At 33.5% G+C, this 13840-nt stretch carries 10 protein-coding genes; all 10 read right to left on the bottom strand.

The window, feature by feature from the left end:
- Positions 1 to 300 precede the first annotated feature (300 nt).
- The 10 genes from ACE94K_RS11360 to ACE94K_RS11405 all read right to left on the bottom strand — a co-directional run bounded on the left by ACE94K_RS11360 (position 301) and on the right by ACE94K_RS11405 (position 13696).
- A complete protein-coding gene (locus ACE94K_RS11360) occupies positions 301 to 1122 on the bottom strand; it encodes a DUF1853 family protein (RefSeq protein WP_378172043.1) in 822 nt (273 codons plus the stop codon).
- A 6-nt stretch (positions 1123 to 1128) separates the two neighbouring features.
- Positions 1129 to 3189 (bottom strand): response regulator, encoded by a 2061-nt coding sequence (locus tag ACE94K_RS11365; RefSeq protein WP_378172045.1) that lies wholly within the window; start codon positions 3187 to 3189, stop codon positions 1129 to 1131.
- Positions 3190 to 3192: 3 nt separating this feature from the next.
- Positions 3193 to 5277, bottom strand: coding sequence for a response regulator (locus tag ACE94K_RS11370; RefSeq protein ID WP_378172048.1), 2085 nt, complete (start codon positions 5275 to 5277; stop codon positions 3193 to 3195).
- A gap of 130 nt (positions 5278 to 5407) precedes the next feature.
- Entirely contained in the window at positions 5408 to 6424 is a 1017-nt protein-coding gene (locus ACE94K_RS11375; RefSeq protein WP_378172051.1) for a pirin family protein, read from the bottom strand.
- 36 nt (positions 6425 to 6460) lie between these two features.
- On the bottom strand, positions 6461 to 7906 hold the full coding sequence (locus ACE94K_RS11380; RefSeq protein ID WP_378172053.1) for an amidohydrolase family protein: 1446 nt from the start codon (positions 7904 to 7906) through the stop codon (positions 6461 to 6463).
- On the bottom strand, positions 7878 to 8339 hold the full coding sequence (locus ACE94K_RS11385) for a DUF3291 domain-containing protein (RefSeq protein WP_378172056.1): 462 nt from the start codon (positions 8337 to 8339) through the stop codon (positions 7878 to 7880). The genes ACE94K_RS11380 and ACE94K_RS11385 overlap by 29 nt, the downstream gene beginning before the upstream one ends.
- 30 nt (positions 8340 to 8369) lie before the next feature.
- Entirely contained in the window at positions 8370 to 11678 is a 3309-nt protein-coding gene (locus ACE94K_RS11390) for an amidohydrolase family protein (RefSeq protein ID WP_378172059.1), read from the bottom strand.
- Positions 11679 to 11826: 148 nt separating this feature from the next.
- Positions 11827 to 12405 (bottom strand): YdeI family protein, encoded by a 579-nt coding sequence (locus ACE94K_RS11395; RefSeq protein ID WP_378172062.1) that lies wholly within the window; start codon positions 12403 to 12405, stop codon positions 11827 to 11829.
- Positions 12395 to 13111, bottom strand: coding sequence for a DUF2490 domain-containing protein (locus ACE94K_RS11400; protein ID WP_378172065.1), 717 nt, complete (start codon positions 13109 to 13111; stop codon positions 12395 to 12397). Before ACE94K_RS11400 ends, ACE94K_RS11395 begins: the two co-directional genes overlap by 11 nt.
- The gene (locus ACE94K_RS11405; protein ID WP_378172067.1) at positions 13112 to 13696 is read right to left on the bottom strand and encodes a hypothetical protein; all 585 of its coding nucleotides are present in this window, start codon (positions 13694 to 13696) and stop codon (positions 13112 to 13114) included.
- Between the last annotated feature and the right edge of the window lie 144 nt (positions 13697 to 13840).

Raw genomic sequence — 13840 nt, forward strand, 5'->3', positions numbered from 1 at the left:
GTTTATCGTGGGCTTATATGATAATGACCTCCTCAATTTACACTAGAACTTTTTACGACTTCGAACTGTTTAAATCTAATGAGATACTATATTTTATTATCACCAGAATTGTGTGATGTTAAAGCATAAAAATGAACTATACTCTTTATCAAACCTGAATTAATATTCAGTTCGCTTTATTTTTGTCGTCATTATTAAGTTTTAATGCATTATGGATTTATCAGTCTTATTGGTTTAATGATATTGACAAATGATTATATTCTTTCTATCAACTAAAAACAAACAACTATTAACTCGAAGTCACCACCAAACAACAAAACATTTAGAAAAAGAATCTCCGGTACTTTTAATCCAAAGTAGTGGAGATTTTTTATGAGCAAGATGTTGTTGTAGCTGTTTTGAGATTTGTTCGAACGTAAACCAGGTTGTATGATGTTTTGGATGTACTATCCAATCCTTTTTTTCAGGAATATAGAATAACTCTAAACCATATTTTTTTAAATTAAAGTCTTCTTCTCGAATCCAATATCCTACAATACAATCATTATTCAATAATGGTAAGTTTTGGTTTAAATAGGGGAGTGGAACGAATAGATTTCCAAAAAAACATACGTTTTGTAAAATAGCACTGGGATCGATACCTAGTTCTTTCAAATAATCGATTGTTTCAGTCCGATAGAGTAGTGGTAATTGTTTTTCTTTTAGTTTAATCACTTTTTCCAACAAACTGTCTTTTCGGTTTGGACCGATCCATCTTTCTATTGATTTGTCACTTAGATGTGGATCGTACAAATAAAACTTATAAATCAATTCTACGTGTAGTATGTTATTTTGGGTCAGGTCTTTTATTAAAAAATCCAACTCTCCTATAGTGATTTTGTCTTTAAATATTTGAAGGTTATTTAAAAGTACCCGATAGTTTTTATTATTCTGTAGAAAATAATTAAAAAAATGTTCAATCCTTTTTCCCAATACTTCATTTTCCGGAATATCAATGGATATATTACAGTTAGTAATTGGATAGAAATCTTTTGGTTTAAACTGGGGCAGCTGAAAAAGCGAAGAATGATTCCAAAGTAAATTGCTATCTAAAAAGCCTGCATATTGATGATTGACAGACATGGGTATTTACTGATTTCCGAAGATGGAAAAGTATTTATCCAAAATAGGTCTTAGTATCTTTCGGTCTACTGGTTTGGCCAAAAAATCATCACAACCAGCTGCTAATGCTTTCTCGATATCTTCTTCCGTAGAATACGCGGTTTGTGCTACCACCGGTAAATTGGGTCTTAGTTTTTTAATACGCCTGGTGGCATCATACCCATCCATAATAGGCATTTTTATATCCATCAAAACTAAATCTATTTTTTCATTACCTGTGCAAATGTCTACTGCTTCTTTACCATTTTCTGCTCGATAAATAACAAACTCGAAGTCAGCCATTTTGGTTAACACAGTTTTCAAAAATAAATAATTAATTTCACCGTCTTCGGCAATCAGGACTACGTGTTTCTCTTTTTTAGAGGATTCTTGCAGGTCAGTAGGCGATTCTGGGTTTTCTTGCATTTCGGTATATGGAATTTTTAATAAAAAGGTACTTCCTTCATTTTCTTTACTAACAAAGGAAATGTTTCCTCCGATCAAATCTGTATATTTTTTGGCTATGGCCAAGCCTAAACCAAGACCACCAAAGTTTTTAGAAATTTCTTTTTCTGATTGAGAGAAACTTTTAAAAATGATGTCCTGATCCTTTTGTTTAATTCCTATTCCTGTATCCTTCACAGATATATGAATAAAATCGTCTACAAGATAAGAAAAGATTGCCACCGAACCAGTATTGCTGAATTTTATACCGTTATCAATTAAGTTGCTCAGTATTTTATGTAACTTGGTTTTATCCGTAATTATGGTGCTTTTCTCTTCTGGGATTTTGTTTTCAAAGTGTAAAGCTAAATTCTTATTGCTGGCCCTTTGATAATATTCTGATTCCAGTTCTGTTAGAAGTTTATGTACGTTTGTTTCTGTAAAACGCAATGTACTTTGCTTCGTTTCCAGAGCCGAAATTTCTAAAATATCGTCAACTGAAGTAATAAGATCTTTACCACTATTAATGATAATCTCGGTATACTCTTTTCGCTCTTCAGGAGTTAAAGAATCAGATTTAAGTAATTCTGAAAACCCCATAATTCCGTTCATGGGTGTTCTAATTTCATGAGATATATTTTGAATAAAATTGGTTTTGATCCTATTGCTCTCTTCTGCTTTGTCTTTTGCAACCTGAAGTTCTCTGGTTTTCTGTTTTATTTTAAATTTCAAATAAAATTGAATCAAAACAATACTGGCAAAAGCAGCAAATACAATTATAGATGATATGATCCAGAATTTTGCTTTTTTATAAAAGGGTTGTACGGTTTTAAATAACCAATTATTTAAAATTTCTTGTTTTTCTTTATCGGAAACACTGCGAGTTGCTTTGGAGATAATAGTATTTAGTGTTTTGTTTTCTTTGCGAACCGCCATACTCGGAACATAGTCGTAATTAATTTCTGTTGCAACTTTTAAATTATTTAGTCCTTCAGATTTTATTAAATAATTTACCAACGCTTTGCCTCCTACAAAAGCGTCAGATGATCCTTCTTGAACACTGCGCAAACAGCTAATATCATCAGGATAATTTTTAATGTTCAAATCAGGGTATGTTTTTTGAAGATAATCGTCAATTGAGTACCCTTCGGGAGCAGAAACCGTTTGGTTTTTGAAATCGTTTAAATTGAAAGTTGAATCGTAATCCTTTCTAACAACTAAAACAAATGGCGTTTCAAAAAACTCAGTATAGAAATTCAGATAATTTTGTCTTTCTTTTGTTTTTTGCATTTCCAGGACAATATCTATTTTTTTATTTTTAGTGTCCTCTAATAATTGTGTCCAACTAGTGTAATATACTTTTCGAAAAGTATAATCGATTTTATTTTCTATTAAACCCAAATGATCTACCAAAATTCCGTCAATACTATCATTTTTATTTAAGAATTGATACGGTGGATAATAAGGATATACTGCCACATTAATAGCTTCCTGTTCCTGAAGCCATTGTTTTTCAGATGTGTTTAGAATAGTAGTATCAGAACACGAGGTTATGCCTGTAATTAAACAGATCAATACAAAAGCACATTTGATTTGGTTAAGCATATGTTATTTAGAATTGGGCTTATTTCTATTTTTAAAAATAGGAAAATATTTATTGAGCATAGGTCGAAGAATTTTTCTGTCTACCGGTTTTGAGACAAAATCATCACAACCGGCATCCAGAGCTTTCTGTACATCTTCTTCTATAGAATATGCCGTTTGTGCGATTACTGGCAAATCAGGCCTCATTTTTTTGATGTATGAAGTTGCATCATATCCATTCATTACCGGCATTTTTATATCCATCAAAACCAAATCTATATTTTCATTTTCTTGACAGATTGTTACCGCTTCCTGGCCATTTTTTGCTCTGTAAATAGTAAAATCGTAATCATTCATTTTTGTGAGAATGGTTTTAAGAAACAAAAAGTTGGTTTCTCCATCTTCGGCAATTAAGATGATATGTTTCTCTTTTTTTGAAAGATTTTTGTCTGTGCTATCATTTGCATCGTCTTTGTTTTTTAAAACAGGATTGTAAGGTACTTGTAAGGTAAAAGTGGTGCCTTTGTTTTCTTGGCTTTCCATTGTGATCTTGCCTCCAATAAAATCAGCATTCTTTTTCGCAATAGTTAATCCCAGTCCTATTCCATCATATCCTCCAACAATATTTTCGGAAGTAGAAGCTAAACTTTTCTTTATTTTATTTTGATTTTTTTCGCTCATACCAATACCAGTGTCTTTTACTGAAATAAGTAAAAAGTCGTCTTTTATCCTGTATGAGATGGTGATGGCACCGTCTTGTGTATGTTTTACAGCATTATCGATAAATGCGTTTAGTATTTTGTTTAGTTTAGGGCGATCCATAAGTACCCGACTCTGGGAGTTGGTCAAGTTACTTTCAATGTAAAAGCTAAGATTCTTTTCTGCAGCCTTGGCTTCATAATTGGTGACCAATAATTTGAACACGTCACTAAGATTTATCTCAACGAGTCTAAGAGTGAATCTTTTAGTTTGCAATTGAGATATCTCCAAAATATTGTCAATTATCGATAGTAGTTCTTTACTGTTTCCGATAATCATTTGGGCATATTTTTGCCTTTCTTCCGGACTTAAATCTTCTTCATTTAAAAATTCTGAAAGTCCTATAATCCCGTTCATTGGAGTCCGAATTTCTTGTGGGATATTATTTATAAAATTTGTTTTTAAGCGATTACTTTCTTCTGCTATGTCTCTTGCAATAATAAGTTCTTCTCTTTTCTGCTGTATCTTATATTTTAGGTACGAATTGAAAACTGCTCCTATTATAAAGGCTAGTAAAGAAATCAAAGATACGATGATCCAAAATCTTGAGGTTTGATAAAACGGAACTACATTCTGATATAACCAATTGTCTAATGTAGATTCTCTTTCTTCTTTTGTTATACTCCCCAACGCTTTAGAAATAATACCATCCAACACGGTATTAGTTTTGTTGATGGCTATACCTGGTTTATAATTATAACTAATACCCGATCTTATTTTTAGATTATCTAATTTTTTGGATCTAATGAAATGATTCGCTACAGCTCTGGGACCGACATAGGCATCATATTTACCAGAATCCAACTCGGTTAAACACTCGAGTTCATCTCGTAGTGTTACAATTTTGAAATTTGGGTATTCGTAACTTAAAGTTTCGGTTATTCCATAATTTTCGGGAAGTACTAATATCTTACCTTCCAAACTATTTAGGGTGTTTCCAAATGTGGCATCCTTTCTTGTAACAATAACGTGCTGTGATTCAAATAGAGGAGGATAGAACTTTAAATAAGCTTTTCTCTTTTGTGTTCTTTGAATTTCAAGGATCAAACCGATGTTATTAGCTTTCGCATCTTCAATGAGCTTTGGCCAATGATTATATTGTTTTCTTATAAATTTATAGTTGATTTTTTGCTCGATTAGTTCTAAGTATTCAATAAAAACACCATCAGCTTCGCCTTGTTCATTGATAAATTGATATGGAGGATAATAGGGATAGATGGCAACGGTAATACTATCATTTTGCGATAACCATTCTTTTTCAGCGTCACTTAATACTAATGATTTCGAACAGGAGCCTGCGAAGAGAAGTGTCAAAAAGAAAGGGAATAAACAGCGTAGTTTTTTTACCATACGAATACATCATTTAAACACCTGATTTTTTTGATCCCATAAATAAAGATAGTGTTTTAATAATAGTTTTAAAAGAGGAACGTTTTAAAACCTTATACTGAATAGGTGTAATGTGTTGTTTGTTAAAGTTTTAAATGTCTTTAGAAATTTCTGATCCGTCCGGATAGAGTGCAAAACGACCTTTGTTTTTGTCGTGCGTATAATCATAACTGGGCCAAGGCCATCCGCCAAATTGAGTCTGTTGATATTCTAGGATGGCTTCTCTAATTTCTTGCTGATTATTCATCACGAAAGGTCCCTGTTTTGCCACAGGTTCGTTTATAGGTTTGCCTTGCAAAAGTAAAAAATGAGACTCGGTATCTCCATTTTTTATAGTTAACTCTTTTTCGGCTTGTGTTATTAATTCGTGATTTACCGGAATTGTATATCCTTCACTTTGTATTTCATTTCCTTTAAAAAAGTAAATAGAACGATTCACTCCTTTAGAAGCATTTGGAAATGTATATTCGGCGTTTGGAGCCATTTTGATTGTCCAAATGGCTACTTCATTGTCTGGATTTGCCGCCCAGGAATCAGGAGCCGGATCAACAGCTGTTTTTTCTTCTAGATTTCCGGAAATTAGCTTGATCTCCAAAGTATTACCATTAACATCAATTTTATTTATAATCGGAATTTCCTCACTCCAAAGCATTTTAAAATGAGGCTCGACCATTTTCTTACTTTTTGGAAGATTGAGCCAAATCTGGAATAATAAAAAAGGATTTTCTTCCTCAGTGTTTAAAAGAGGAAACATTTCTGAATGCTGAACACCTTTTCCGGCGGTCATCCATTGGACATCACCATTCCCAAAACGACCAGCAGCTCCCAATGAATCCCAATGATCTACCAAGCCTTTTTGTACAATAGTAACCGTTTCAAAACCACGATGCGGATGCGCAGGAAAACCGGGAACCGTGGTTCCGTGATACATTCTCCATCCATCCTTGGGAGTAAAATCTTTTCCAATATTTCTTCCTGCCAGTGAAGCATCGGGACCTAATTTCTCATTTCCTTTAGGGTATTGATCTTCGTGATATGCACAAAATAAAAAAGGATCCCTTGTTTCCCAGATAAAATCTAGTGGTTTAATTTTAATAATGGCATTCATAATTTGGCGTTAAGAATTTAATAAATCTGGAAAACATCAATTTTTAAAAATAAAACAATTTGAGCAATTGTATTGTTTTGTAATCTCTTGAGGGTCATAAATTTTATTTCCTTTGATAACCCTATAAATATCACGTGTATATTTAATATTTTGTAATGGATTACTATTTAGAATAACAAGATCTGATACTTTTCCGATTTCAATTGTACCTGTGATTTTATCTTTTTTTAAGAATTTAGATCCATTATATGCCGAGGTTCGAATTGCTTGTATCGGAGACAAACCAACAGAAACAAGAGCCTCAAGTTCTTTATGCAACGAAATACCAGGATAAACATATGAATTATATGAACCACTATCTGATCCGGCCAAAAGTTGAACATCAGCATCTTGCAGATCCTTTGTAAGGATTTTAAAAAAGGCATTAAGTTCTTTTCTAGATTTTTTAGCTTCATCAGATGCTGTGAGTGCCCGTTTGATGCGTCCATCATAGGTTTTAATAATTCCTTCACCTATTATTTTTAGATAAGGGTCGTTGCTATGATCTACTTCATCAAGATAACTTAATATAGTACCAATATGCAGTGTTGGAACTACATAAGTATTGGTGTTTTTTAAATTTTCAAATGTTTTGTGAGCTGCAGTAGTATCATATGACTTGATCAAATCATCCATAGCATTCCAAAAACTAAGCTCTTTATTGATAATGGCGTGTGTAATTTCAGATTCTCTGACAGAACATCCTTTAAGAATATAGTATAGATGTTCGATCGCACCTATTCCAGCGTCTAATGCTTCTTTTAGTTCCACCGTAAATGGCATATGTCCAGAAGATATCATTTCTCTTTCTGTTGCCTGTTTTAAAACTTCTAAATAGTTTTCTCTAGAAATTCTACTGTCATATATTTTTACAAAATCAGAAGGGATTTTTTCAAGAGAATCTAACGCTTTTTTGACGTCTCCAGGTGATTCTACAACTAAAGAGCCAGCCCAAGTTGCATTTGCTCCGTCCAGTTTAGGACCAGATGTGTAGATAGTTGGGCCTATAAGGCTGTTATTTTCTATTTCTTTTCTCCATCTTAAAATTTCATTAGTAAGATCTCCTCCTGCATCTCTTACCGTTGTGATTCCGTTAGCAATAAACAGAGGTAGTAGATTTTTATTTGCTTCAATTAAAGAATCTCCGCCTCTAAGATGAATATGGTTATCCCAAAATCCCGGAAGTAAAAATTTGCCGGTACCATCAATTCTATTCTCAGTAGTATAATTCTCAATACTATCTATTGTTTCAAGTTTTACGATCGTTCCATCATTGATGTATACTGTTTTTGTTGAAAGATTTCCATCTTCAATTTGGATTACGTTGACATTAGAAATCACAATATCATACTGCACCTTTTTCTTTTCGGAACAACTTAAAATACTAAAGAATAAAAAAATGAATACTAAGATGTTATCCCTTTTGGTAATTAATTGCATCATCTATTGTGAATTTACTTTTAAATGAAAAAGCATAGGGAGTTTCACCGTGTTCCTGTAAGTAATACAAACGTTCCTTAGCTTCTTCTGGACTGGGTTTATGACCATTTTCTAGATACCAAAACGCCATGTGCATTCTCGGCATTTGGTGAAACCATTCTTTTTTACGTTTTAGGATTTCTACGTGATCCGATTTGTAAGTAAAATTAAATAGTGCATCCATACTTTCCCAAACAGACATATTGATGATTAAAAAAAGATTGTCGAATACTGTAATAGCTGTTGCATTTCCTTCTTCGTCTTTCAGTCTCCATACAAAACCGTTACTTTGTTCTGCCAGTTCATTAATACGATCCAGATTGTTTACAAAATCGGCCATAATCGGATCGTTAATCGGAGCTAACATTTCAGCAATATTTACTTGTGCTAATTGCATAATTATTTCTTTTGAATTTTCTATCTACTATTAATTATGACCTAAATGGCATCCACAGCCAGGTTTCATAAAACTTTGAGATGCTTCGTGCCAAGGAAAAGCAGTATTAGATTTAGAATTTTCCCACCAGAATTTGGTTCTTTCTTTAGTAGTATTGCCGATTTCATTCATCGTGTCGGTATCATATAATCTACCATTTACCATCGCATACTTTACGGTTTCAGTATTTCGAATATCGTCTAGCGGATTTTTATCAAGGACAATCAAATCGGCTAATTTTCCTTCTTTGAGGGAGCCAATATCATTTCCTGCACCAATATAGTTAGCACCATTGATTGTTGCCGCTTGTAATGCTTGCATATTAGTCATACCACCTTGTTGAAGCATCCATAATTCCCAATGCGCTCCAAGACCCTGTAGCTGACCGTGTGCGCCTAGATTAACTTTAACTCCTTTGTTGGTTAAATTTGTAGCTGTTTTAGAAACCAAAATATGTCCGTTTTCATATTCTTCTTCAGGTATCATCGTTCTATGACGAGATCTGGCATCTATAATCGCTCTTGGTGTATATTTTAATAGCTTTTCATTTTGCCACACATTATCTTTTTGGTAGAAGAAATATTCTCCATTCATTCCTCCGTAATTTACAATTAAGGTAGGCGTGTATCCGGTTTTACTAGTCTTCCATAATTCGTGTACATCTTTATAAACCGGTGCCACAGGTATGTTATGTTCTATACCTGTGTGACCATCCATAATCATCGTCATGTTATGATAAAAAGTAGAACCACCTTCCGGAACCACGTTAATTCCTAACTCGCGAGCCGCTTGCATTACTTGTTGTCTTTGATCTCTACGAGGTTGGTTATAGCTTTTTACGGATTTTGCTCCAAAAGCTTTTGTTCGTCTGATAGAAGATCTGGCATCTTCTAGATTGTTTACGACAGCTTTAAAATCACCATCGGCACCATATAATATGAAACCGGTAGAGTAGAGGCGAGGTCCTACCATTTTTCCACTTTTAATAAGTTCTGAAATACTAAATACGGTTTCCGTATTGGCAGATGGATCGTGAGCGGTGGTAACTCCAAAAGCGAGATTAGCGTATAATTGCCAATGCTTCTGGGTGTTTAATCCATATCTAAATGCTCCAACGTGTGCATGCGCATCTACAATTCCTGGCATTATTGTTTTACCCTTTACATCAAATACTTTGGCATCACCAGGAACCTGCACTTCATTTGTATTGCCAATTTTTTCAATCGTATTTCCGTTGATTATAATGGTTCCTTCTTCAATAACTTGATCACCTTCCATCGTAATGATACGAGCATTGGTGAAAGCGATTTTACCATATGGTGTATCTGTTTTTGTGACTAAATCAATACTGATACCTTTAGATGTAACTTCTTCTACTTTTTCAGGGGAATTAGGTAAGAAAGTAAATCGATCTTTAATCTCATTAGAAAAATATTCATCCCCTAAAGTCCAGAAGACTTTTTTACTGTCTTTAGACCAATGTAAATTGATTCCTGCATCTTTGGATAATTGTGATACAGGTACTGATTTGGATTTATTATCCAAATCGACTGTTTGGCCGTTTATCATCAAAGGAGCAATATAGGCTTTGTGAAGATGCGTAAAGGCAATCCATTTGTTATCCGGACTTGGTACGAGTCTGTTAGCGTATTTTGATTTTACGTGTGTCTTTTTATCTTTACCGTTTAGGTCAACTGAATTTAGTTCTTTGGTAAGATTACCAAAATAAGTCCCTCCGGTTTGATAGAAAATACGTTTTCCATCTTTAGTAAAAGTCGGGTATTCACCTTCTTTTAAAATTAGTTTTTGATTAGTTCCAGAAGAAGACATCGTATATATTCCGGTTTTTTTATCAAAACTTCTTCCTTGGTCATTATTTCCTCCTTCTTTTCGATAAGTGATTAAATTACCTGAAGGATTGTATACAGGTGTTCTATAGATTCCTTTTTCTACGGTTAATTTGGTAGGAGTTCCACCTGCAGCAGGTATTTTGCAAACTGCCCCAAGGGTTTCATCATTCCAGGTTACATATACTATATGTTGACCATCCGGAGAGAAGGTTGGTTCGAACTCAAAATCTGAATTCTGTGTAGTAAGGCGTTGTGGTTTGCCTTTAGGAAGCTTTTTACTCCAAAGATTTCCAAGAGCACTAAACACTATCGTTTTTCCATCTGGGGAAGTAACTGTATGACGAATTACTTTAGCAGCAAATTCTTTTGGCGCTACCGGAGCATCAAAATGTACGGTCTCTGCTATTTTTAAAGTAGCATCTACAGTAAATGGGATGTTGGTAACGTTAGAATTGTCAGTATTAATTTTATGAATCTTTCCTGCAGACCAGAATATAATTTCATTATTATTAGGCATCCAACTAAAATTAGGATACACGCCAAAAATGGCCCAGGCTTCTTGTTGGTCTTTATTTAATTGGTCGTATACAGGCCATTCTTCTCCTGTTTCCAGGTCATGAATGTATAATACTGACTTCGTGCGAACTCGTTTTACAAAAGCTAGTTTTTTACCATCTCTTGATACCTGCGGTCTGGCAGCACCACCTGGTCCTCCTGTGACAGTAGTCGTTTCTCCAGTGTTAAAATCATATCTCTTGATAACATAGATTTGTTTGTTTGGATCTTTGTTATATTGAAAAAAACCACCTGGATACATATCTTCACTGTAATACATATACTTTCCATCTGGAGAGATACTAGGCTCGTTTACATCTTGTTGATCATTTTTTCTTTTAGTTAATTGTATTCCTGAACCTCCTGTAATATGATACTGCCACATTTCTCCGGCTCCTAAAGAGCGCTGAGAGGTAAAATGTTTTCTAGCGATCAGATAATTACCATCAGGGATCCAGACAGCATTGTTTAATAACCTAAAGTTTTCTTTGGTAATTTGTTTAGGATCACTACCATCCGTATTCATTACCCAAATATTGTCTCCGCCACCGGCATCACTTGTAAAAGAGATTTTTGTTCCGTCCGGACTAAAACGTGGTTGTACTTCAAAAGGAATTCCTGAGCGTAAAACTTTTGCTTTTCCACCAGAAATCGGAATACTGTAAATATCTCCCATAAGATCAAAAACGATAGTTTTTCCGTCTGGACTGACATCTAGATTCATCCAGGTTCCTTCATCGGTTGTGAAAGAGTGGTCTTTATAATTAAATGCTCCTGTTGGATTGGAAACATCCCATTTCTCTTCTTTTTTTTCGTCTTTTTTATCTTTTTGTGCTTGAGCATTGAATACTAGAAATACTCCTAGGAATAGGGTAGTGATGATGTGTTTGTGCATGATATTCGATTTATCTAAATCGAAAATAATGAATTCGATAACAAAATGTCTTAAAGTGTTGTTAAGTGAGTCCTTTAATTGGTGGGTAAGTGAGTTTTTTCAAATCTTAAGAATTTCTCGAGACTTTTCCTTATACTGGTTAGTTATATTATCTCCCGTTATCACGGTTTTTTATATTAGCTTCACAGAGTCTGATAATTTCCTTAATTCTTTTATCCCTTGTTTCTTGTCGTTTTGCCTGGTTTAACCAATATAAATAGCTCTTTCTATACCCTTTACTAAAATTTTGATAGTTACTATATGCTAATTGATTTTTAGTAAAGGCTTTTTGAAGGTCATCTGGGATTACCCCATTTTCAACATCATCTAAAGCTGTCCAGGATCTATTTTCTTTTGCAATGGAAATTGATTTCAAACCACTTTCGTGCATCAGATTGTTATCAATAAGATCGATGATATAGGTTTTATTTAATTTACTCCAAACACTTTTTGGTTTACGTGGGCAGAAATATTGTCTTCGCCGTTCTTCATCTAATTTTTTAACTGTTGAGTCTATCCAACCATAACAAAGCGCTACTTTCACGGCTTCTTCCCAACGCATACTTTGTTGTTTGCTTTCAACTTTATAAAAAATCAAATAAACCCCATCACTCGCATTGTGGTTCTTATGAAGCCATTGACGCCATTCTTTATCGTTTTTGAAATATAACTCTGGTTTAATTTTCATTTTGAATAGGTTTGGTCCAGTCTATTGCATAATAGTAATTGATGCTTAGCCAAAGTCGATTTTTTGTTTTAGATTCGAATAATTGACTAATGCGATAGTCTGGCCCTATTTCAATTTTACTCTTCTGGTTAAGTTCGTATCCGATAAATGGAATGATCCTTATTTCTAAATCTGTATTCGTACTTTGATAGGCTCCTAAATATTCATTATTTACTTTGAGGTAAAATTCTCCCGGATCCACTCGATAGCCGTTAAATGGGACTTCTATAGTAATCCGATACCGTAGCCTGAATTCTGGAGATTCTTTACTGCTAAAGGTTTGATCTGTTACAAAACGATGCGCTACTCTCATAGATTCTAATTGACGAGCTATAGAATACTGAATTATAGAACGGTGAATAAGTTGATTTTCTTCTAATCTTAATAAATATCCAACATTAAAAACCTTGTCTGAAGATATTTTATAAGATAAGATCGTTGTAAGATCAGTTAGTAAGTAATCATAGGAGAAATTTTGATCAGGTTGGTGTTCCCATAACTGTTGGCGAGACTCTAAACTATTCACTAATTTGATAGTATTAGACAATTTGTTTGATACAACAACCTTTGGTAATAATCCAGAGGTAAAAGAAGTTTGAGCCCTTAACTGGTAAAAATATATATTGTATAAACATACTAATATTAAAGTGCTAATCCCTTTTTTCATTTAGTATAGAAGATTATCGGTATTATCATTTACGATTTTCAGAATTTGTAGTAGAACTCCTTTATGATCAAATAGCAATTCATAATATTCATACCTTTTGTTTTTCTTTCCTCTTACAATGAGTTCATAGTTAATATTGTATGATTCGGTTGTGTTTTTTCGATAAAGTAAAGAAATAAGAGTTGATGGAGAACCCACCCATTGCTTTTGAGTTTTTTTGATTTTATGTTTGATAAAAACACTATCTAACGATCTTTTTATTTTTGTTTGTAAACTGCTAGAAATAGATACAAAAGCGATTTTCTGCTCCATATCTTGAAGTTTTCCATCTGTATCGAATTCTATACTATATTTTTTACTATCGTAGCATGTTTTTGCTTCAATGCTTTTACCATTCTGGCTTTCTTCTGTATACCATTTAATCTTTTTATCGAAAGGTCCTTGCTTCATAAATTCTTTAGCTAACTGCGGTACTTCAGAAATGTTAATTCGGAATTCTTTTTCGAGTTTATTTTGAGAATATCCTGATATACTAAAGCATATCGAAAAACAAAATATCCATATAATTGAATTACTGTAAAACATGTGCTTTGACCTTATTTTTATTGATATGTTACTAAAATAATAAGAATCTATTCTTTGGAAGAGTTAACAGTTATAAATCTTTTTTAAATCTGAAATATATAATATAAATAAACCCATAACATTATCAATGATGTTATGGGTTAT

Source organism: Aquimarina besae, from assembly GCF_042434905.1.
Classification (GTDB): domain Bacteria; phylum Bacteroidota; class Bacteroidia; order Flavobacteriales; family Flavobacteriaceae; genus Aquimarina.